The organism is Psychrobacter immobilis (assembly GCF_904846175.1).
In the GTDB taxonomy this organism is placed as follows: Bacteria; Pseudomonadota; Gammaproteobacteria; order Pseudomonadales; family Moraxellaceae; genus Psychrobacter; species Psychrobacter immobilis_E.
In genome coordinates, this window is record NZ_CAJGZM010000005.1 from 68,947 (window position 1) to 90,426 (window position 21,480).

19 protein-coding genes and 1 pseudogene are annotated in these 21,480 nt (G+C 41.1%); 12 read left to right on the forward strand and 8 right to left on the reverse strand.

The window, feature by feature from the left end:
* Window positions 1-112: 112 nt before the first annotated feature.
* Window positions 113-997, reverse strand: coding sequence for a prolipoprotein diacylglyceryl transferase (gene lgt / locus JMW39_RS08595; protein ID WP_045455784.1), 885 nt, complete (start codon window positions 995-997; stop codon window positions 113-115).
* Window positions 998-1,219: 222 nt separating this feature from the next.
* Between lgt and JMW39_RS13405 the strand changes: the two genes are divergently transcribed.
* The gene (locus JMW39_RS13405; RefSeq protein WP_353511630.1) at window positions 1,220-1,384 is read left to right on the forward strand and encodes an ImmA/IrrE family metallo-endopeptidase; all 165 of its coding nucleotides are present in this window, start codon (window positions 1,220-1,222) and stop codon (window positions 1,382-1,384) included.
* A gap of 50 nt (window positions 1,385-1,434) precedes the next feature.
* On the opposite strand, the gene lnt is transcribed toward JMW39_RS13405, so the two are convergent.
* Window positions 1,435-3,003 (reverse strand): apolipoprotein N-acyltransferase, encoded by a 1,569-nt coding sequence (gene lnt, locus JMW39_RS08600; RefSeq protein WP_194621230.1) that lies wholly within the window; start codon window positions 3,001-3,003, stop codon window positions 1,435-1,437.
* Between the two features lie 239 nt (window positions 3,004-3,242).
* Between lnt and JMW39_RS08605 the strand changes: the two genes are divergently transcribed.
* Window positions 3,243-3,887 (forward strand): DUF411 domain-containing protein, encoded by a 645-nt coding sequence (locus JMW39_RS08605; RefSeq protein ID WP_045455788.1) that lies wholly within the window; start codon window positions 3,243-3,245, stop codon window positions 3,885-3,887.
* Window positions 3,888-4,686: 799 nt separating this feature from the next.
* A complete protein-coding gene (locus tag JMW39_RS08610; RefSeq protein WP_045455791.1) occupies window positions 4,687-5,409 on the forward strand; it encodes a CHAP domain-containing protein in 723 nt (240 codons plus the stop codon).
* A 147-nt stretch (window positions 5,410-5,556) separates the two neighbouring features.
* On the opposite strand, the gene cadR is transcribed toward JMW39_RS08610, so the two are convergent.
* The gene (gene cadR / locus JMW39_RS08615) at window positions 5,557-5,967 is read right to left on the reverse strand and encodes a Cd(II)/Pb(II)-responsive transcriptional regulator (RefSeq protein ID WP_045455795.1); all 411 of its coding nucleotides are present in this window, start codon (window positions 5,965-5,967) and stop codon (window positions 5,557-5,559) included.
* A 142-nt stretch (window positions 5,968-6,109) separates the two neighbouring features.
* Between cadR and JMW39_RS08620 the strand changes: the two genes are divergently transcribed.
* From JMW39_RS08620 to JMW39_RS08655, 8 genes are all read left to right on the forward strand, one after another.
* Window positions 6,110-8,341, forward strand: a complete 2,232-nt coding sequence (locus tag JMW39_RS08620) for a heavy metal translocating P-type ATPase (protein ID WP_201545968.1) — start codon at window positions 6,110-6,112, stop codon at window positions 8,339-8,341.
* Between the two features lie 121 nt (window positions 8,342-8,462).
* Window positions 8,463-10,511 carry a heme lyase CcmF/NrfE family subunit gene (locus JMW39_RS08625; protein ID WP_068330380.1) on the forward strand — a complete coding sequence of 683 codons (2,049 nt, stop codon included), beginning with the start codon at window positions 8,463-8,465 and terminating at the stop codon, window positions 10,509-10,511.
* Window positions 10,512-11,174, forward strand: a complete 663-nt coding sequence (locus tag JMW39_RS08630) for a DsbE family thiol:disulfide interchange protein (protein WP_082785775.1) — start codon at window positions 10,512-10,514, stop codon at window positions 11,172-11,174.
* A gap of 83 nt (window positions 11,175-11,257) precedes the next feature.
* Window positions 11,258-11,740 carry a cytochrome c-type biogenesis protein gene (locus JMW39_RS08635; protein WP_413191406.1) on the forward strand — a complete coding sequence of 161 codons (483 nt, stop codon included), beginning with the start codon at window positions 11,258-11,260 and terminating at the stop codon, window positions 11,738-11,740.
* Complete coding sequence (ccmI, locus tag JMW39_RS08640; RefSeq protein ID WP_045455805.1) at window positions 11,737-13,017, forward strand: c-type cytochrome biogenesis protein CcmI; 1,281 nt, start codon at window positions 11,737-11,739, stop codon at window positions 13,015-13,017. Before JMW39_RS08635 ends, ccmI begins: the two co-directional genes overlap by 4 nt.
* A gap of 141 nt (window positions 13,018-13,158) precedes the next feature.
* Complete coding sequence (gene lspA / locus JMW39_RS08645; RefSeq protein ID WP_045455808.1) at window positions 13,159-13,866, forward strand: signal peptidase II; 708 nt, start codon at window positions 13,159-13,161, stop codon at window positions 13,864-13,866.
* A 275-nt stretch (window positions 13,867-14,141) separates the two neighbouring features.
* On the forward strand, window positions 14,142-14,474 hold the full coding sequence (locus JMW39_RS08650) for a DUF3817 domain-containing protein (protein ID WP_041753506.1): 333 nt from the start codon (window positions 14,142-14,144) through the stop codon (window positions 14,472-14,474).
* A gap of 485 nt (window positions 14,475-14,959) precedes the next feature.
* On the forward strand, window positions 14,960-15,343 hold the full coding sequence (locus JMW39_RS08655; protein ID WP_201545970.1) for a hypothetical protein: 384 nt from the start codon (window positions 14,960-14,962) through the stop codon (window positions 15,341-15,343).
* Between the two features lie 67 nt (window positions 15,344-15,410).
* On the opposite strand, the gene JMW39_RS08660 is transcribed toward JMW39_RS08655, so the two are convergent.
* Window positions 15,411-15,830, reverse strand: coding sequence for a PPC domain-containing protein (locus JMW39_RS08660; RefSeq protein ID WP_201545972.1), 420 nt, complete (start codon window positions 15,828-15,830; stop codon window positions 15,411-15,413).
* Window positions 15,831-16,083: 253 nt separating this feature from the next.
* On the opposite strand from JMW39_RS08660, the gene JMW39_RS08665 reads away from it, so the two are divergent.
* Window positions 16,084-16,530 carry a hypothetical protein gene (locus JMW39_RS08665; RefSeq protein ID WP_201545974.1) on the forward strand — a complete coding sequence of 149 codons (447 nt, stop codon included), beginning with the start codon at window positions 16,084-16,086 and terminating at the stop codon, window positions 16,528-16,530.
* Window positions 16,531-16,991: 461 nt separating this feature from the next.
* On the opposite strand, the pseudogene JMW39_RS13410 reads toward JMW39_RS08665, so the two are convergent.
* The 4 genes and pseudogenes from JMW39_RS13410 to JMW39_RS08685 form a co-directional block, all read right to left on the reverse strand.
* Window positions 16,992-17,175 (reverse strand): annotated as a pseudogene (locus JMW39_RS13410) (DDE-type integrase/transposase/recombinase); the annotation flags it as partial.
* A 623-nt stretch (window positions 17,176-17,798) separates the two neighbouring features.
* Window positions 17,799-19,760 (reverse strand): oleate hydratase, encoded by a 1,962-nt coding sequence (locus JMW39_RS08675; RefSeq protein ID WP_201546000.1) that lies wholly within the window; start codon window positions 19,758-19,760, stop codon window positions 17,799-17,801.
* Between the two features lie 106 nt (window positions 19,761-19,866).
* Window positions 19,867-20,520: an HdeD family acid-resistance protein gene (locus JMW39_RS08680; protein ID WP_193031783.1), complete on the reverse strand. Its 654-nt coding sequence runs from the start codon at window positions 20,518-20,520 to the stop codon at window positions 19,867-19,869.
* Window positions 20,521-20,620: 100 nt separating this feature from the next.
* Window positions 20,621-21,247, reverse strand: coding sequence for a TetR/AcrR family transcriptional regulator (locus JMW39_RS08685; protein ID WP_058023641.1), 627 nt, complete (start codon window positions 21,245-21,247; stop codon window positions 20,621-20,623).
* Window positions 21,248-21,480 lie beyond the last annotated feature (233 nt).

A 21,480-nucleotide genomic window follows, 5' to 3' on the forward strand; every position in this document is an offset into this window, starting at 1 on the left:
GCTTTAGGAATAAAAAAATCTTACTCTAACATAGATATCAGTTTCACAAAGGAATGTATCTTGTTAGCACAGCGTTCATTTTTATTAGTTCATACATGATTGTCTCTCATACCTAATAAGCAGACTGCTTACCCCAATCATAGATACCACGTTTATAAGCGTAAATCAGCATAATTAAGCCAGCGATAATCATCGGTGCGCTTAATATTTGTCCTTTGGTCATCCAACCTAAAAGGATAAATCCTTGATCAGCATCTGGCTGACGGAAGAATTCAATGATAAAGCGGCTGATACCGTAGCCCAGTAAGAACACGGCAGAAGCGGCCATACGTGGACGCGGCTTTGATGAGTACCACCATAAAAAGATAAATAGCAGCAGACCTTCGGCGAAGGCTTCATATAGTTGCGATGGATGACGAGGCAGTATGTACTGACCATTAACCTCAATCATTAATTCTTGCAATTGTGGATTGCTCTGTAATTGCTCCATATCAAAGGCAGCGGCTTGCGGAAAGTAGGTCAGCCAATTATAGCCACCGTCTGATACGCGCCCCCATAGTTCACCATTGATATAATTACCGATACGACCAAACAGTAAGCCAGTTGGCACGCAAGGAACGATAAAATCGAATACTTGAAAGGTGGTTTTTTTGTATTTACGCGCAAAGAACCACATACCTATCATGACGCCAATAAAGCCGCCGTGGAAAGACATACCGCCTTCCCAAACCTTTAATAGGTATGCGGGGTTTTGTAGTAGCTCGCCGAATTGATAAAACAGCACATAGCCAATCCGACCGCCTAAAATAACGCCAAGCGCCCCATAAAAGACCAAATCAGACACCATATCGGTGGTCCAATTGTCGCGTTTGGTACTACGATACCAAGCCAGACCATAAGCGGCGGCAAATGCCAGCAGGTACATTAAACCATACCAGTTCACTTCTACTGGACCCAAAGACAGCGCAACGGGATCATACTGAGGATGAATCATCATAAAGGTATCATAATTATTGATAATAAAATGTTGGTCATAATAGCAAAATTTGACCCTTGCGAACACGACCGTCTGTTCAAAACAAAAGAGTGTCAACGATCATAACGTGGTGCTGGAATAAATATTTCGAAGCATCTGTTTGGCTTGCGCGCAGCAAGCGGAAAAAAATTATCCCAGCAATGTGATATTCTCCCTAAATCTAATCAACCAACTGAGGCGTGAATGCCTTTTATCTTTTTGAATAACAAAAAAACTATGGAGAAAAGTAGATTCGATGCATGTCACGAATATGGTCATTTGGTTAGAGGTATCTACAGCATGATAATATCTGAAAGTTTCGTAGAATCGCTTGATCAAGACTTAGAGTCTAAAGCAGCTGAAACATGAATCCTACAATAAAATTTATGCTGATTAAATTATTATGATTAAGTTTACTATTACCCTCGTCTTCTAAGTGTGGTTAGACCTTTGCCAAAATAGCTCAGTAGTAATAGCAGCGCTATTATTATCAAGATAGGATAATTTCCCATAAGCATAAAGGGAGTGTTACCAACCCGTGCCTGTATCTCACCACGTAGTACAGTACGCTCAAACTGCGGTGCGCGTTTTACAATACGACCTTTATGGTTAATGATAGCGGTAACACCAGTATTGGTCGCTCGAATAAACCAGCGCCCGTTCTCAAGAGCGCGCATTTGTACCATTTGCAAATGTTGCAATGGTCCTGCTGAAGTGCCAAACCAGGCATCGTTAGAGACGGTCAACAAAAAGTCAGTATCGATGGCATTTTTACGCGTAGTATCTGGATAAGCTACCTCATAACAGATAGCCGTCCCTATATTGTGTCCACGCACTTGTAGCGGTGACTGCTGATCACTACCACGACTATAGCTCTTAATATCCTGACTACCGGCCAAATTTGGGAAAATATCGAGTACGCCTTCAAATGGAATATACTCTCCAAAAGGCACCAGACGCTGCTTCTTGTATAGGCCTTCCGCTTCTACACCTCGAGCAATCACGCTATTGTAAAATGGGGGATACTTATCCGTACTGGCATTGAATGCCGCTTTATCCTTATAAGGGATACCAGTTATCCATGTAGTATTGGTCGCATTGGCCATTTCTATCATTTCACTAATAAAGCCCGCAGCCTCATCCTGAAACATCGGAATAGATGATTCAGGCCACACCACAACATCACGTCCCCACTCAGTGCGCGTTAACTTCGCATAAATCTTTAGCGTTTCTACTTGATATTGAGTCAGCCACTTTATATCTTGTGAAATATTACCTTGAATCAATGACACTGACAGATCAGGTGTGCCCTTAGGTTTTGTCCATTGCGGATTGACCAGCCATAATGATGTGCTAATGGCTAATAACAGTAAAGAAACGGCGGCATAACTACTGCGCCGAAGCAGTAGCTCTACTAAACTTGCAGCCAATAGTATGGCAACAAAAGAGACGGCAAAAACACCAGCAACGGGTGCTAAGGACGATAGCCAATACTCTTCAGTAAACGCATAACCAACAAACAGCCATGGAAAGCCTGTGAATAACCAAGTTTTTAACCATTCTTGTAGCACCCAAAGAGCAGCAAATGAAAAGGGTTGTTTGCCTACCATACGGTTAAAGACTAGTGCTAAAAATCCATGAAACAGTCCCATACCGAGACCCATCAATGCAATCATAATCAATGCGAGCCACGTTGGAGTATCGCTATAATCATGGATGGCAGTATAGAGCCAAAAGCCGCCGACGCACCATAACCCCATACCGTAAGCTTCACCAATAATAAAAGCGCGACGACCACTCATATTTGGTACCAACAGCGCATATAAAATCGCTGGTGACACTATTGCTAGCGGCCAGAACCCATAAGGCGCTAGCGCAAATAAAAAAATAGCTCCTGCAAGCCATGCTGCTACTAGCGTAAACCATAGCGGTAATTGATTTGAGTGAGTACTCAAACGCTTTTGTAGATTAATAGTAGACAGGCTCATCGCAAATTATCCAAAATTATGTGCCTTGAATTTTTGATCAAAATCCAAAACTCAGATAGACCCGTTAATACTACAGGCAGCATTTCAAAATAAAAACTGCTTATGATACCAGTCCGCACTGCTCAATGGATAAATTTACGTACCCCGTTTGATGGGTTATTATGCTACATTACCAAACGATATGAAGTGTTACGTGGCCTTCTATAGCTCACAATATTTACAGTACATGAGAGAGTACTATGACCACCTTAAAAATAAAATCCAGTCTTATATTCAATCGTCATCTGTCTAAGGGGTTGCGTAGTACGTTAGTATTACTTGCCGCCTCATCACTATTTGCTTGTAGCCAACCGAGTAGTGGCGTATCTGATGCAAGCACAACATCGGCATCAACTGAAGATGTAGTGACTGTTCCAAAGACAGCTGAACCAAACGTTATAAGTGCCCCTATGATGACATCAGTAAGTAAACCAGACCTACTAAAAAACGTCTCAGCCACGGTATATAAAGATGCTAATTGCGGCTGCTGTAAAGAATGGATAAGTCATGCAGAAGATAATGGTCTAAGTGCAACCGCGCAAGATGTTGCGGACTTAGCCGTATTTAAAGAGCGCTACAGCGTTCCAACTGAGATGCGTTCTTGCCATACTGTAGTCACTACTGATGATTACGTCTTTGAAGGCCATGTACCTGCTAAGTATATGGCGCAATTTTTAGAGAATCCGCCAGTACAAGCGCTCGGACTTGCTGTACCGGGTATGCCTGTTGGTAGCCCAGGTATGGAGTATCAAAATAAATTCATGCCCTATCAGGTTATGCAGCTCAATAAAGACGGGACGACCCAAGTTTATGCTGATATCGAATCGGTAGAGCAGCAATTATAATGTGTTAGCAGTTAAGAATACTTTGATTATAGTGTTAGCGTTAAAAGTAAATGAGAAAGGTATAAGACTGTTCTATTACTTATAAATTGATTCTTCATCAAAAATCTCATTAGCTATTGAGACTTTAATAGCTAAAATAACTTTGAATTTGTAACTTTTGATGACAATGTAAGCTAATTTATCGATTATTTACCCTTAAAATGGATAGATAACTAAGGACTAATACAAGAATATACAGAGTGTATCGAAACAATTACGTAAGATTACATAATCCAGTAGGGAATTAAAGTCTATATTGACACTATAGATTATTATATTATCTTAATAATGAGTTAAACCCTATGTAGCATAATTGCCTCGGTCCAATTTAAAAACGTCTAAATGTTAAATCTACAATTATGGATTTAACGCTTAGACGTTTTTTTTCTCATAAAACAGTAAAAATTATTGTCAATGTAGTCAGCTATATCCTGTGCATGTTACACAAACTTACATTGTAAAATGTACATTATTAGTAATTTTTTCAACATCAAAAAAGTATTTTTGGGGTTTTTAAGGGTGATGACAGGCTAAACAGCCTATGCTAAAGTCGGCTTTGTGTTTTGGTCAGCAGCTTGATTTGCAACGGCTTCGTAAGACTTCAATGATGCTGTGATCGCCAATAATCATTTTTTATATGAATAATATGCAGCAGAAGTATCAGTCACTATGACGTATATATACTTGAGTTGTTGAAATTTAATTGACTGCGCTGTTGTTGATAACAGACCATTTTGAATTAACCGTAGGTATTAGATTTATGAAACAGGCTTTATTGATTTTGTCAGTACTGGGTATGGGCATAGCACAAACGAGTGGTGCTGCTATCACAATCTCTCAAACAAATAATACCATCACCAATACTTCTGTGGCATCAAACTACGGTTCATCAAAAAACATCTATAGCACTAGCAGTGGTGCTTATGTTTCTAATAATGATGAAATCAGTCAAGCAATTAGCAACCTAAGTGCGCAGGCCAAGCAAAAAGAGAATCAGCTTTCATCGCTGAACAGCCGCTTATACGCTGAAAAACAACAGCAGCAAGTCAATACAGTTCCTGATAGCAATTCAGCCCCCGCTATCGCTGCTGCTCGTGCTTCACGAGTGGCTCTATCTGGTAGCTCTGGATATTGTGCCCGTTACGTACGTAAAGCACTACAATCAGCAGGTTATGAGTTTACCCCGAATCCTTCAGCCTATCAGTACGCCACTCGTGGCACGCTTGATAAAGCAGGTTTTAGCAAAATTAGCAATGATATGCCAACCCAAGTAGGTGATGTTATTGTCTATGATCGCTCATCAAAGCGTCCACATGGCCATATTCAAATCTTTGATGGCAAAGATTGGATTTCTGATTTCCGTCAGAACAGTATCAGTCCATACAGTGGTGTCTATGCTTATACCACATGGCGCGATTCAAAATACGTGGATGACGCATCCGCATCAGATCGAAATATCTACCTTGCTATGAATGATAAATAAGACCTGATAAGTCAGCACAACATAGTTATTGTTTCCTCCAACCCAGTAGTGGTATTACTATCATTGCTGGGTTTTTTTGTGCTTAACATCAGGGCGTATTTAACCTTTCATGATTTGATCATTCAGAAATAGACACTACTGATATCATTACTCATGACAAGAATTATCGGCAAGAGCTTTTAATATCCCACATGATACGGCTGGTGCACTACTTGCACATTTCTGGCGCAAAACAGTCAAGTGCTGCTTTAAGTGCATCAGTTTTTCCATTCGTATTTCTACAGCATAAATTTGCTTATCTAGTAATAAGTTCACATCACCACAGTCTTTATCAGGTTCCTCCCAGTATTCAAGTAAGATTCTTACTTCGTCTAAAGCCATGTCAAGCGTACGGCAGTGTAGGATAAATTGTAGACGCTCAATGTGCTCTTCATTATATAAACGATAATTCCCTGCGCTGCGAGAAGGCTCAGGTAATAAGTGCTCCTTTTCGTAATAGCGAATGGTTTCCACTGTGGCACCTGTGCGTTTAGCGAGCTCACCAATTTTGATTGTCATAACAACCTCTATGATTTAAATGATTAAAGTGGCTGTAAAGACTGGCGCTAGAGAAATTAAAATTACGAAACTGTAGATAAATAACCTTGACTCTAAAGCCACTAGAGGGTTCATAATATCATTATTCAAAGGGTAAATTATTATGAAATATCATATTGAAGGTATGGACTGCGCCAGTTGCATCGGCAAGATTGAAACAGCTTTGAAACGTATGCCTGGGGTTTCTGATGTTGAGCTAAATTTTGCTACAGAAACGCTAGAGCTAAGCTTGACCCCTGGTGCGCCGACTCAGGCTAGTGATATCGAAAAAACAATCAAAAGCCTAGGGTTCGGCATCTCTGCCAATACTGGTCAACAAACTGTATCGGCTATTGATATTGACAGCGACAATCAGATGGCTCCGCAGGATAAGCGGTGGTGGCAAACTCAAAAAGGCAAACAGGTTGTTGGTCTCGGTATTTTGATGGGCAGCGCTTATGCACTGTCACTACTGTTCCCCGCTTATGGGATATGGGTGTTTGCCATCGCCGTGATTGTAGGCGTTTTTCCATTTGCGCGCAAAGCCTTAGCACTGGCTAAAACAGGTTCATTCTTTTCAATTGAAACGCTGATGTCCGTCGCCGTGCTTGGCGCTCTTATCATTGGTGAAGCTGAAGAGGCCGCAGCGGTTGTCTTCTTGTTCTCAATCGGGGAGCTGTTTGAGAGTATCGCTGCTGATCGCGCTCGTGCTGGCATTAGAGCTTTAGCGTCGCTGGTGCCAAAAACCGCCATTTTACTTGATACTCAAGGTGGGCAGCGCGACGTTCCAGCGGCCTCGCTACAAGTGAATGACCTTGTACTGGTGCGCCCTGGCGATAGAGTATCTGCTGATGGATCCATTGTTCAAGGTGCGTCTAGCCTTGATGATTCGCCCGTGACGGGGGAATCGGTTCCCGTTGCCAAGACGATGGGTGACAATGTATTCGCAGGGTCAATTAACATTGATGGTGTGCTACAAGTGCGCGTAGAAAAAACAGCCGCCGATAACACCATTGCAAAAATTATTGAGCTGGTAGAGCAAGCCCAAGCCTCCAAAGCACCCACTGCCCGTTTTATTGAGAAATTCAGTCGTTACTATACACCGGCTGTGATGGCTATTGCCGCCCTAATTATCATCGTTCCGCCGTTAGCGATGGGCGGAGATTGGGGAACTTGGTTGTATCGCGGTTTGGCACTATTGCTAATTGCCTGTCCCTGTGCCCTTGTGCTATCCACACCAGCTGCCATTGCTTCTGGTCTGGCGGTCGGTGCGCGCCGCGGCTTGCTGATTAAAGGGGGTAGTGCTTTAGAAACCATCGGCAAAGTAAAGACAGTCGCTTTTGACAAGACAGGCACTTTAACTGAGGGTAAGCCACGCGTTACTGACATTGTTGCTTTCACTCAAGAGTACCTAAGTTCTCAGGATCAGGGTCTTCAAAGTCAGGATTCTCAGGATCAGGGTTCTCAAGGTCAAGATGAGGTATTGGCGCTCTTTGCCAGTGTGGAGACAGGTTCTAGTCACCCGCTTGCTGAAGCCATTGTCAGTCATGCTGAAGCCGCCAAAATTGTCATACCTGTGGCTTCTAAAGCTTCTGCTACTGCGGGTAAAGCGGTACACGCAACTATCGCTGGGCGCGCGCTAGCTATCGGTTCGCCTGTTTATGCCGCAGATGAGGCATCAATTTCAGCCGAGCAACAGGCACAAATCGAGGCGCTGCAAAATGAGGGTAAGACCGTCTCAGTGCTGTTTGATGAGCAAAGTCGAGAAGTGCTTGGATTGGTCGCACTAAGAGATGAGTTACGAGACGACGCTCATGAAGGTGTGGCTCAGCTTAAAGCGATGGGTGTGCGCTCTGTTATGCTCACAGGCGACAACCGCTTAACCGCTCAAGCACTTGCCAGTAATTTAGATGTGGAATGGGAAGCTGAGCTGTTGCCTGAGGACAAACTGCGCTTGCTTAACGAGATGAAGAATAACAGCAAAATAGCGATGGTGGGTGATGGTATTAACGATGCGCCAGCGCTAGCAACCGCTGATGTTGGCATCGCAATGGGTGGCGGTACTGATGTGGCCATTGAGACGGCCGACATTGCATTATTGAAAAGTCGTGTTACGGACATGGCTCATCTCATCGCACTGTCGCGCGCCACTATGACCAATATTCATCAGAACGTCATTTTCGCCTTGGGTCTCAAAGGCGTCTTTTTGATCACGACCGTATTCGGCATTACTGGACTATGGATTGCGGTTCTAGCTGATGCTGGAGCAACAGTGCTCGTTACTCTCAATGCGTTACGTTTACTGCGCTTTAAAGGCGCGCCTCCATTGGTAACTGCGCCTAAAGTAGTTAAATAAAACCCTTCGAAATCAATTAAAAACTAGAGATAGCAGCAGATTTCGGGGGTGGGTTCTAATAATAAAAATTCCACCGCCACAGTAAACTGCAACCGCATTAGAGTAAATAAGGTTAGACCGTATGTTGATTACAGAATTGGGCTATTTTGCCTTGCTTACCGCTTTTGTATTGGCGTTATTGCAGGTAATTCTGCCAACTATTGGTGTTATTCGTAACCAAGTTGCTTGGCAACGACTAGCCCCTAGCTTAGCTTGGGCACAGTTTGCCGCCATGATAACGTCATTTGGCGCTTTGATAGCAGGTTTTTATTATAATGATTTTAGCCTCAGTTACGTCGCGCAGCATTCCAATACGCTGTTGCCTTGGTACTATAAATTATCGGCGACATGGGGCGGACACGAGGGCTCTTTGCTGCTATGGATGACCATCATGGCCACATGGTGTGCACTGGTATCATACTTTAGTCGCGGCTTGCCGTTATCAATGCGTGCGCGGGTATTAGTTATTTTGGCCGGTGTACAGTTAATGATGCTAACAATGCTGATATTTACCTCGTCACCATTTGAACGTACCTTACCCAATCTAGCGGTCGATGGCGCTGATTTAAATCCTGTCCTACAAGATTTCGGTCTGATTATTCATCCGCCCATGTTATATATGGGCTATGTGGGTATGGTAGTGCCTTTTGCATTTTGTATGGCGGCATTGTGGGAAGGGCGTTTAGATGCTGCTTGGACACGCTGGTCACGTCCATGGGCGCTCGCGGCTTGGGGATTTTTGACCATTGGTATTGCACTGGGCTCGTGGTGGGCCTACTACGAGCTTGGCTGGGGCGGTTGGTGGTTTTGGGATCCGGTAGAGAACGCCTCGTTTATGCCTTGGCTTGTCGGCTTAGCATTGCTGCATTCATTAGCAGTCACTGAAAAGCGCGGGGTGTTTAAAGCATGGACCATCATGCTGGCTATTTTCGCCTTTGCCTTAAGCTTGCTTGGCACGTTCCTGGTACGCTCTGGAGTCCTTACCTCAGTGCATTCGTTTGCCGCTGATCCGACGCGTGGTTTGGTCATCTTAGCTATTCTTGGCATTATCATCGGTAGTGGTCTATTAATGTTTGCCGTTCGCGGTTGGCGTTTAACCGTTGAAAGCCAATATCAGCTGATTTCACGTGAGTCCTTTTTAGTGATCAACAACGCCATCATTTTGATTGCAACCTTAGTGGTGCTGCTCGGCACCCTCTATCCTATTATCGCTGATGCCTTTGGTTTAGGACAAGTGTCCGTTGGCCCTCCTTATTTTAATGCATTATTTGTACCTTTAACGTGGCTGTTATTAATAGCTATGGGTATGGGCTCAAATATTCGCTGGAAAAAAGACACCCGTCCACTACTGGGTATAGGCATGGTCATCGCCGTTAGTAGCTTAGTATTAGCCGCCGTTATTACTTACTTTGTTAATCCATCGTCTATGCTTAATATTGGTGTGACTTTAGCCGTTAGCTTTTGGGTACTGCTATGGATGGCAGTTGATTTTAAAGATAAAACTAAGAATGCGCCTAATCTTTTTAACGGTTTGCGGCAGTTGCGTCTGAGCTATTGGGGTCAACAGACTGCTCATATTGGCGTACTGGTTGCTGTCATTGGCATAGCCTTTACTAGTAGTTTGAGTATTGAGCGAGACGTAGCAATGGGTATTGGCGATACAGTCAATGTTCAAGGTTACGATTTTGAAGTAACTGAATTTTTTGAAATAAAGGGTAGTAACTTTGATGCAACGCAGGCGCAAGTCGTGGTATCCAAAAACGGTCGTGAAGTGGCGAAACTGACTCCAGAAAAGCGTACTTATATCATTAGCACTATGCCGACCACTGAGGCGGCCATTGATGCTAGCCTAATGCGCGATGTTTATGTCGCACTGGGCGAACCTATTGCCGATGGTAGTAACCAATGGGCATTAAGGATTTATGTAAAACCATTAATTCGCTGGATTTGGTTAGGGGCAATTATCATGGCTCTAGGTGGATTAATTAGCATGCTTGATAAACGATACCGCATCAAAAAAGTTAAAGCTCCGTTGCTAGTTACTGGTAATCTGGCTACTGATAGAGTCAATGAGATAGCTATTGAGCAGTCAATCTCAGCATCGACGATGTCGACACTAAAGGAGAAATAAATGACTATGTCGAATAATACTCCTGAGCAAAAAGATAGCCAAAACAGTAAGCAGCGTAACCCAAAGACAATGAAAAAAAAGCAGACGAAGCTATGGTTCTTAATTCCGCTTATCCTCTTTTTTGGATTAGTAGTGATATTGTATATGCGCTTAGGTAAACCAACAAATATTGTGACCAATACCGCTCTTGAGCGTCCGGTTCCTGCCTTTGAGCTGCCGTTATTAGCAGATACTACCCGTACTATCACCAATGATAATTTGCCAGATAAGCCGTTTTTACTTAATGTTTGGGGCTCATGGTGCCCAACTTGCGTTATTGAGCATCCGTTTTTAATGCAACTAGAAGAGCGCGGCGTTGATATCGTTGGTGTGAATTATAAGGATGAGATTGGTAATGCGCTCAGTTACTTAAACCGAGGCGGTGATCCATTTTCTATGTCTATTCAGGATTCATTGGGTCAGTTTGCTCTAGACTTAGGCATAACTGGTGCGCCCGAAACCTTTGTTGTGGATGGAGATGGCATCATTCGTCAGCATATTGTTGGTGAGATTAATGAAGCCAATTGGCAACAGCGTGTTAAGCCGTGCCTGACCGTACTTAATGAGGCTAATAAGAACAACGATAGTCCTGATCTCATTCAGGTTGAGGAGATGTGCAAATGAACGTTACTCGAATAAGAGCTCCTCAACTAAAACCCAATATAGTTTTAAAACTAGCAAGCTTAATACTAGCGTGTCTGCTTAACATGACGGCAAACGCAGCTATTGACGTATACGATTTTGACTCACCACAGCAAGAAGCTCAGTATCGTGGATTAATAGAAGAGTTTCGCTGCCCAAAATGCCAAAATCAAAACCTTGCAGCCTCTGATGCACCGATTGCACAGGATCTAAAGCAAAAAGTCTATGATTTAATTAAAGATAGACGTAGTGATGCTGAAATACGCGCCTATATGCAAGAGCGCTACGGTGACTTTATTAGCTACAAGCCGCCTATGCGACCATCGACATGGATCCTATGGTTTTTTCCACCACTATTATTGCTCGTCTTAATCATCGGCTGGTTTTGGCAAAGTAAGCGTCGCCAAGTTGTCGCCCGTGGCCAAAACGGCGTTACAGTGAACAGTACTGCTGCCTTGACCTCTGCGGAAAAGGCTGAGCTTGATCGTCTATTATCGCAAGCTGAGAATGTCGACCACGATATTACTAGCCTAGAGGACAAAAAATGACCCTATTTTCTACTTTTGGCTTATTTGTAACTCTAAGCTTGCTGATTGCTCTTATATTTGCGCTGATTGCTATTATGCCATGGCTACGAGCACCGCGTTTGCAGTCCAAACCAATAGACAATCAACTGCTAGATATTAATGTTGCAGTATTTCGCGAACGTTTAGCTGAGCTACAAACAGATAAAGACAGCGGTACTATTAATAATAGCCATTATCAAAATCAAAAGCTGGAGCTTGAGCGTCAGCTATTAGATGCGCAGCGTCAGATAACACCTATGGTCACCCCTGATGTCAAAAGCCGTTTAATTGTCGCAGCTTGGATCCCAATATTGGCTGCAATGGCGTATTTACTAATAGGCAATCGTACGCCCGTGTTTGATTTGTGGACAAGCGAGGACAAAGTAGGACAAGTGGCTGACGACCTATTGACAGCTAAAATTGACAAGCCGCCATCATGGGCGTTTGAAGATGGTCGTCAACTGATTAGCGCCATGCAAACCAATGTTCATCGTAATGCTGATGATCCTAATCGCTGGATGCGCCTATCCGAGCTTTTCTTATCTATGGAGGCGACTGACTCTGCGTTAGAAGCCTTATCGCGTGCCTATCGTTTAGCACCTGATAACGAGGAGATTGCTACTACTTATGCTCAGACTAGTTTTTTTGTTAATGAAGGTCAGTTAGACGCTAATATTCGCCGTGTATTACAAGCTATATTAGCTAAAAATCCGCAACATGAACGGGCTCAAATGCTCATGGCAATGGGTGAGACTCGTAGTAGTAACTTTGCCCAAGCGCAAGGTTGGATTAAACGCTTACAAGGCAGCATTGTGGCCAAACCAGGTGATCATACTAAAGCTTTAGCAAGCTTAGATGAGTTAAGCAACTACGTTAGCACGCAAGAAAAGCAAGCGCTAGAAGGTATTGACGTGACAGTGAAAATTAACGCTAATTTATTACCGTTAGTGAAAGCTGATGATGTGTTGTTTGTTGCGATACGTGAAGTTAAAGGAGGTCCACCGTTTGCCGCCAAACGTTTACCCATTAGTATTATCAAGCAAGGTGAGGCCAGTATCCGCTTAAGCAATCTTGATGCGATGATGCCAGATCGCACGTTAAATTCAGCTCGTAGTGACAAAACTCAGTTAGCAGTCGTTGCTCGTATTAGTCATAGCGGTAATGCCATAGCAGAGTCAGGCGACTTATCGGGTAATCCTATAGTGATTAGCGCTGAACAGACTCAGGTTAATGTTGAAATCAATCAACAGATTCCCTAATAAAAAATTATTACCGTAAGTTTCATAACACCAGAGCGGTAAGTGGCGCCGTTTATAAAAGTGGCGCGATTAATAGTCGTATACCAAAAACATATACGTTTAACATTGTTCATTGTATAAACACAGATAAAGAAAACAACTATGACTGAATCTACCGACAGATTAGATAGTACTAAATTGAATAGCGTTGAATCGGCTAGTACTAATATTGCTGACAATAAAGTACCTATAGCTGTGAGTAGTACTCATCAATCGATTGACTCTAAAACCATGAATCATACGCCTAAAGCTATGTACGTGACTTCAGGCAACTCGATAACACCTAAAGGTAAGTTGGATAAAATGCCAAAAATGGTTGCCAATGGCAGTCGCGCTTTTATCTGGTATTTGTTGGCGATAATGGTATTAATACTTGATCAATGGACTAAGTGGTTGGCCCAAACCAAATTAGCGTTCAATGACCCCGTACCGGTCATTGAACCATTTCTCAACTGGACACTCGCTTATAACTATGGGGCAGCATTTAGCTTTTTAGCCGACGCTGGCGGTTGGCAGAAATGGTTTTTCTCAGGCTTAGCTTTTGTAATGGCTATCTTTTTAACGATTTATTTAATCAAAGCGCCACGTACAGCCAAGCTATTGTCTATGGGGTTGGCCTTAGTGCTTGGCGGTGCGATTGGCAACTTAATCGATCGTTTAAGAATTGGCAAAGTGGTTGACTTTATCCATGTGCATTATGCTGATGTCTGGAATTATCCTATTTTCAATGTTGCAGATATAGGTGTCTGTGTCGGTGTCGCATTGATTATAATTGACATGATATTTTTAGAAAGTAAGCGTAATAAATAAGCACATTGATGCCGATTATCACAAACAAAATGAACTAGCGTCGTAGTCACTCTATACGGAAAAATACTTTTTATACTTGAGTATGTTTATAAAATGTGAACTGGAAGGTAATGTATGACTGGTATAGGTACTCACTCATTTTAGGTCTTAAAACCCAATACTTAAAAGCTCTGCGTAGAGCCATTATTATAGAGACATTGAATAATCCATAAATTCTTTATTGATAATAACAAAAGGAAAATATAGTGTCACAGGCTCAGCCAACTATTGAAAAAATTCACAGCCTTAGAAAAAAACAAGAGACCGCGTTAAAAAGTCTTACCCTTATAGGCTACCTAGAAGGCACCTCTTTCTTATTATTGCTCTTCATCGCCATGCCACTAAAATATATGATGGACATTCCAGAAGGTGTAAAATATATCGGTATGGCGCACGGTGTACTATTCATTGTCTATATCGTAGTACTTGTAGGCACAGCTATCAAAGTAAAAATTCCTCGTTGGGCAATACCTGCGGGCGTACTCGGATCACTCTTACCATTTGGCCCGTTCATATTTGATCATTTACTAAAAAAGAATCTACAAAAAAGCGTAAGTAAAGAAGCCTAGAACAAACCCTGCTGCAAGCATGCCTTATTGCTCAAAATTGCTTTCTCTGATTGAATCAGAAGTCGCCATGACTCAGATGGCGACAAATGAATAACATCGAGCAGAAATTACTCACAAAAAAAATTCATTTTAAGCCCAGTATGGATGATTCAATACTCTACTCGTTTTTCCAACTTATCTTACACGCTATCGACCAATCCATATCGTTTAAAAACTAAATAGGTTTTGTCATCCGCGATGGATTTCCTGTTATCGTAGGGTATACCCCAAGGGAACTAGCTATTTCACCCCAAAAACCTATTAACAGACTACTTAAAACAGACTGCTATAATGGAACCACTTATAATAGACCGCTAGCCTTAATACTCTAGATAATTCCTGATACATGGTCAGATACTTGATGCATTGTTAGCTCGTGTACTACGGGCAATACTGGTTGTGAAAAATCTCTAGTTTCTCCAGAATAATAACAAAGGTTACGTAATATGGATGCTTTTCATGGTGCATTAACTATCAAAAGATCGGTAATAACTTTGTCTGCAATTTTGCTATTAAATGGTTGTCAGACGGTAGATGCTAATATTAATGAACAGGCTCTTGCGAAAAAAAATAGTAAGCCTTTCTTCACGTATTCCTTGCCTAAAAGCACTCTAGCAGAACCTCTTATCATTACTCCAACGGCTATTGTAGTAGAATTTAAATTTGATAACGGTTGTCTACTAGCGTTTGATGGAACGTATTGGATGACACCGGTTTTTCCTGAAGATCATGTAAACTTTGATATTAAAAATAAAGAGTTAAAACTCTTAGGTCAAAAATATAAGATGGGTGAGATGATAGATGCTGAGAGCATCCTACATTTTGTGTAATTATTGATGAAAGCCACATAGCTGTTACACAGAATATAGGATGCTCTCCATTATTAAGCTTATATAACTATAAAATAGATACTTCTAGCCAATACGCAGGTGTTTTTCCTTTAGAAGCTTGAGAACGTGGCTGAAGAATACGCAATTCATATTTACCTGAATATGGAAGCTTGTAATAACCTTGGTTATCTAGTTCAGAGGAATATTCTCCTACATTGACAGAATCTAATAGATTCTTATTAAATAAATAAGAATCTACATTCCCTCCCGTTGTTTTAACAGAAAGCTTTTGGTTCTTTTTGGCATAAAATGTATAGGAATCGTACTTACTACCCTTTAATTTCCCATAATAGTTAGCTGAACTAGCGCCTTTTTTAAATTGAACATCAACAGTTTTAGCCACTGCATCTGAAGATGCGGCCATTACTGTAGGACTTACCATTAGAACAGGAAGCGCAATTAGAATAGCAGCAGTTAAGTTTTTCATATTTTAAACACTCAAACAGTAAAAAAACGATTTTATCTTACTCCACACTGTCAACCTTTATAGATATGTTATATTAGTATTACTAATATAGAGAGTACGTTGGTAAGTTACTGAATAAGGCCACCTGTAACGACCCTAACTTCTAGTTCTACCGTAAACCTACTTATGGTAGTAAAAACCTGAATTTCATCACGTAAACAAAGAGAACACTGCTAAATAGTGGTGTTCTCTTATTATATTTAAAGGAAAAATTATGCGTTCTTTGCTTCTAACGACAATATGCTTAACGGGCAGCTTAGCTCTAGTGGCTTGTAATAACCATCGTGCCGACACCACGGATCTGAGTAAGCAGCCTACAATAGAAGTGCCGGTAGCGTCAGCGGCATTTACTGCTTTTGGAAACACCGCTAAAGAAAAAATTTGGCGAATAGTGATTGAAGGAAATGAGCTAAGTATAGAGGCGAATTTCTTAAAGCCAACGACAGCAACAGTTATCGTGGTGGGTTCTGGTTCTGTCAATACTGAAGGTGTCGAATACGCGAGTACTATCAATGGACAGCCTATTGTTGTGAATATAAAAAATAACCTTTGTATCGATGACAATGGCTATCAAAATGAACTTACTGCAATATTAACTTACGCAGGCGAAGTATATCAGGGTTGTGCCGTTGCCGGTGCAATAGAAATTGCGCCCACATAGAAGATAAGCCTAACCTATGAATAAACCATTGAAAAAATTTAGCCTAGTATTCTTACCATCATTTTTGTGGGTCGTATTAACTGGGCTAGGATTTGGCTCTCAAAGTCTATCTAATTTGATTGAAATTATAGGAATTTTTATAGTATCCGTGCTGTGTTTATTTATCCCAGAACGATTTATAAAATATCAACACCTTCTTCTAATACTCTTAATAATCACTGCCTTAGTGCGTTTTTTAACCCCATATATACCGGAATAATATTAAACCAGTTGGCTATCTGAACCGCCCCGACTATATCGGAGAGCGTTTTATTTGAGTCAGGCAACTTTGCCTGACTCATTAAGACGATCATAATATTGCTTTTCAAACTCAAAAGGTGATACATAACCAATCGTACTATGCATTATCACATGAATTACCCGCGTTCCAACAAAGGTAATAACGCCAGAATCAGCCATCTGATCAGTATAACGAATAGATAAATACTGAACGCCTCTATCACTACGATGAATAACGTCTTTTGGGTTGTTTCTGTCTGCAATGGCTTGATTTAACGCTGCCATCACCATATCGATGTTCATACGATTAGACACCTTCCAGCCAACAATACTACGGACAAACACATCTATAATAAACGCAGTATACCCTAACGAACCAGTCAAGTGCTTTCACTGGTTCGGTTCCCTAGTGAGGATTCGAAGCTTTGGTTGTGGGCTAATGGTAGCAACGTTTCAACTCGCTAAAATAGTCTGAGTGTACTTCGTTGTGTACTTGCCCTATATATTCTATCTGTGATCGGTGCGCTATATAGTAGACATCGAGCTGCTAGTATTTGCCATAATTATTCTTCTAGGAACAATGGTCGGTTTGGAGAGTTCTATACTGCCCATTTTAGATGGTGAAAAGGTAGTGATTTAACACCATTATTGGAACATGTTCAGTGCGTTATACAGACATCGAACTCCTAGCATTAGGTGTGAATTTAATGGCGACTAAATCAATAGCAGGGGTTATTATCATTAATTTTTCTTATTAAGATCTCCCATTTTGGTTTCTACAGGACTGTCTTGTGTAGCTCACATGATCCATGTATTACAAAAGCACAAAAAAAGGTGATAGAGAAATCATCATAGTAACTGTAACTGCCTTAGCTTTTAAAATAGCCAGCTACAAGCTACAGATCACTACTAGAGTTTCATCTACCACCTTCACTATCTTATGGTGACTGAGCGTTTAAGCCACCACAAGCGTTGCAGTCTAAAGGAGCTTATTTATGCCAAATACCTTTAATAGACTCCCAATACTCTGAGAAAATAGAGTCATTACGCTTCGTTTCTTCCTGACTATCTAGATGGGTAGGTGGCAAGATATGCTCATAATAGGTATCTTTTAATAGCTTACGTAATAAGCCTTCTCCAATAAATCCTTTGCCATCATTTAGCGTATTTGCCGCTCGTAATAGGTGACGAATGTCATATTGCGATGGATCTATATCAGGCACCTGTTTTTTGATATTCAGTAGGCTATATACCGCGACTCTAGCCGTACGAACAGAGCTTTCGACGGTGAATACCACATCATTTTTAGTTTCGACAAATTGTCCTACTAAGCCTAGATTAGTACAACCTTGCGGTACAATTTCAGGGCGGTCGCCCTGCGCACGTACCATAAACTGTGAGGTGATATATGGCATATAAGTAGATCTAACAATGGTATTGTCAACCACGCCGTCTAACTCATTGATAATACCAAGGTGGTGGCAGAGCTCTGCTAAAATCTCATTACCTGTACATTCTGGCATTGGTTTCTTAATATAATTGCCATCTTTATCCATCAGCAAACTATACACCCAAAGTACTAAGGTGTCCTTTGGTTGATCAGGGAAATGCGGCTGACGGTTACAAGTAAAGCTCATTACCCAGTTAGAATCGGTAAAGGTGACGATACCACCTGTCGCTGTTTTACCTGAGTATGGATCATTAACAGACAGCTCTTTAACCTTATCTACCAATGCAGAAGGCTTACAAGTCAGTGTGGCTGACATCCATGCAGACTCATTCACATTACCATTGAATTTTCCAGGATGACCAAAGACGCTGGACTTATGAGCAAGATTGTTCCAAAGCGTCCAACCTTTTGATTGCCCTTGATTGTCTAACATAGCATCTAGGTTTGGCGCAGAATCGTTATCACCATATCGTGTGTCGTCAGTCATTGTGCCTGTGGTTGCTACTACATAATCATTCTCTGCAACAGTAATGCGGGTAGGCTTACCACCTACTTCTGCAATGATGGCTTTGACCGTTTTGGTTGGCTCATTAGCTGAACCCTTAACAGATTCATGGTCATCAGCTTGATTAAACTCAATATCTAAATCCGTCACCGAAGTATCGTATTGGAATTTAACCCCTTTTTCGATGAGATAGTTACGTAGCGGTACGATAAACCCATCATATTGATTGTATTTTGGAAATACTAGCATCGACATATTATGCAGACCATCTAAGTCATGCAAAAAGCGGTGCATATATAGTTTTAACTCAAGCAAGCTGTGCCATTTTTCAAAGGCAAACATGGTGCTCCAAAGTATCCAGAAGTTACTTTCAAAGAAGCTGTCGCTAAAGTAATCATTGACTCGCACATCATCTAATTCTTCTTTGCGTTTTAGTAGTAGACGTATCAATGCTAATTGGTCAGATTTTTTTAGAGTAACACCATTCGTTTCTTTGATTTTACCTTGCTGATGTACCAAACGAGCGATTGAATAGTTAGGATCATCATCGTTAATCAGTCTATATTCATCTAGTACGCTGTATGGCTCTGGCATCTCTACTGCAGGAATATCTTGGAAGACATCCCAAAAGTTCTCGTAGGTAAATTCCATCTCACGGCCACCACGTATGATGTAGCCATTCTTAGCATTACCTGAGCCATCCATGGAGCCGCCTGACACCTCTAGTTGCTCTAAAAAGGTGATATTTTCTGCCGGTACTTTACCATCACGAATGAAGTAGTAAGCACTGGATAAGCCCGCGATACCACTACCGATGATATAGACTTTACTGTCCTTATAAGCGTCGGTTGGTCTACCGATATTGCGTTGATAGTTGCCTATTTTGTCAGCGAACGGCAAGGTGTTTTGTGGGTAATGGTGTGGATAGGCTTTATTAGCATCTGGTTGATGTGGAAAGCTGTTGATGGTTTTTTGTTTTTCATTAGTCTTTTTCATTATTATCCCCTTAGTGGGTTAAAGAGTCTTAGGACTCAGTGTTGTTTTAAAATGAAGCTGCTATTAATTTAAATATTTATAGGTTAGTGACCAAATAAGAATATAGTTATTGTTTACTGTTTAAGACGTTATTAACTTCTTGAGAGACTAAATTGAATCTACTTCTTAGTTCATTAGAAATCTTATTTGGTAAGTCTTTTAGTTTTTTTAATTTAAAAGCAAGGTATGCACTATAACAACCACTGGTGATCAGGGCTAAACCAGTCCATATAACAACTGTCATGCCACCAAGTACAGGGTTAGCTAATAAGATAAAGGAGAAAACAATACCGATAACCCCTATTGCTGCTAAATACCCCCAGTCAGAAAAGCCATATTCTTTTAACTCGAATGAATGGCTGACAGCACTAATGGAACGAAACAATACTAAAAAACCCACATAAAAAAGCAGAGTGGCTTGCGATATTGCCGGGTTAACCACCAAAAGAACACCAACAATGAACGTTAAAATCCCAAGGACTAAAAACCAACCCCAGTTATTAAGTACCTTTTTATTTAATAAAGAAAATGCAATTTCAGAGACGCCTGAAATAATGAAAGATATGCTGAACAAAATAGCGAGTGCAGCATAAGACTCAAGCGGTGAAACAAAGGTATATATCCCGGTGGCAATAAAAATAATGCCCACAACAAGTAAAATATACCAATGATTAATGGTTTTATTGATGGTGCCGAAGATATTTCTAGTGATTGAACTCATTTTTATCTCGATATCTATGTATGTTGCAAAATAACGGCTTGATATAACATTGGGTATCTTTAATGCAAAAAAGCTATGAGGTAGATCGTTGTGATCTATCTCATAGCTTTTTGGCGCAGGTCGTGAAGAGCGTTAAAACATAGTCTACATGCTGTTCAATAAACTCATCGGAAAAAGGGTCTTTCCCAGATAATCTTGCAAATTGAGGGGCAAAGGTATAAATAGATGTGGCTGCCCCCAGCAATAAGTAGCGAATATGCATACTGTCTCCTTGAGGAGCCAATCCTAGTTTTTGTGCTCTTCGAATAATATCCAGCTCTTCATCATAAATAGTGCGTAAATAGTTTTCGACAAACCAGTCAAGTCTTTCCGAATCTCCTTGATTAGCCTGTATCAAAAAATGATGAATATCGGGGTAGTTGGCACAAAACTTTATAAAATCTTTTAACAGCACTTTCACTAAAGTACGAGCTTCAGCATCTTGCATGTTTCTGCGCTTCTCAAAATTGTGTTCACTGTAAATCTCAAAACATAATTTTGCCGTGGCTTTCCACAACGCTTCTTTGGAACCAAAATGATGGCTAATCAAGGTATGGTTCACCTCTGCTTTTTTAGCAATGGCGCGCGTTGAAACACCATCAAAACCTGTTGAAGCAAACTCGGTAAGGGCTGCTAATAATATCTTATTTTTAGTTTGTAATGAGCGCTCTTGCTCTGCACGTTTCACAGGCTTCCCTTATTTATGTTAAGCTTCTTAATCCTTATATTAACCAACTGTTCAATTATCAAATGTTAAGTTATATTATCTTTTTGTTTTATTGTGTAATTATTATATGTAGTAGTAAGCGCACGGCAGTAGATTTGGTTTGCCAAGCATTAATTTAAAGGTTCGATGTTCAAGCGGTACAACTGTTTCGATAATATCCCTATAGAGAGCTTTTAGGTACGTTGAAGAATGAT

Coding starts and splice junctions, on each gene's coding strand:
- lgt (WP_045455784.1), bottom strand. CDS start 997: ATGATGATTCATCCTCAGTATGATCCCGTTGCGCTGTCTTTGGGTCCA.
- JMW39_RS13405 (WP_353511630.1), top strand. CDS start 1,220: ATGCCTTTTATCTTTTTGAATAACAAAAAAACTATGGAGAAAAGTAGA.
- lnt (WP_194621230.1), bottom strand. CDS start 3,003: ATGAGCCTGTCTACTATTAATCTACAAAAGCGTTTGAGTACTCACTCA.
- JMW39_RS08605 (WP_045455788.1), top strand. CDS start 3,243: ATGACCACCTTAAAAATAAAATCCAGTCTTATATTCAATCGTCATCTG.
- JMW39_RS08610 (WP_045455791.1), top strand. CDS start 4,687: ATGAAACAGGCTTTATTGATTTTGTCAGTACTGGGTATGGGCATAGCA.
- cadR (WP_045455795.1), bottom strand. CDS start 5,967: ATGACAATCAAAATTGGTGAGCTCGCTAAACGCACAGGTGCCACAGTG.
- JMW39_RS08620 (WP_201545968.1), top strand. CDS start 6,110: ATGAAATATCATATTGAAGGTATGGACTGCGCCAGTTGCATCGGCAAG.
- JMW39_RS08625 (WP_068330380.1), top strand. CDS start 8,463: ATGTTGATTACAGAATTGGGCTATTTTGCCTTGCTTACCGCTTTTGTA.
- JMW39_RS08630 (WP_082785775.1), top strand. CDS start 10,512: ATGACTATGTCGAATAATACTCCTGAGCAAAAAGATAGCCAAAACAGT.
- JMW39_RS08635 (WP_413191406.1), top strand. CDS start 11,258: ATGACGGCAAACGCAGCTATTGACGTATACGATTTTGACTCACCACAG.
- ccmI (WP_045455805.1), top strand. CDS start 11,737: ATGACCCTATTTTCTACTTTTGGCTTATTTGTAACTCTAAGCTTGCTG.
- lspA (WP_045455808.1), top strand. CDS start 13,159: ATGACTGAATCTACCGACAGATTAGATAGTACTAAATTGAATAGCGTT.
- JMW39_RS08655 (WP_201545970.1), top strand. CDS start 14,960: ATGGATGCTTTTCATGGTGCATTAACTATCAAAAGATCGGTAATAACT.
- JMW39_RS08660 (WP_201545972.1), bottom strand. CDS start 15,830: ATGAAAAACTTAACTGCTGCTATTCTAATTGCGCTTCCTGTTCTAATG.
- JMW39_RS08665 (WP_201545974.1), top strand. CDS start 16,084: ATGCGTTCTTTGCTTCTAACGACAATATGCTTAACGGGCAGCTTAGCT.
- JMW39_RS08675 (WP_201546000.1), bottom strand. CDS start 19,760: ATGAAAAAGACTAATGAAAAACAAAAAACCATCAACAGCTTTCCACAT.
- JMW39_RS08680 (WP_193031783.1), bottom strand. CDS start 20,520: ATGAGTTCAATCACTAGAAATATCTTCGGCACCATCAATAAAACCATT.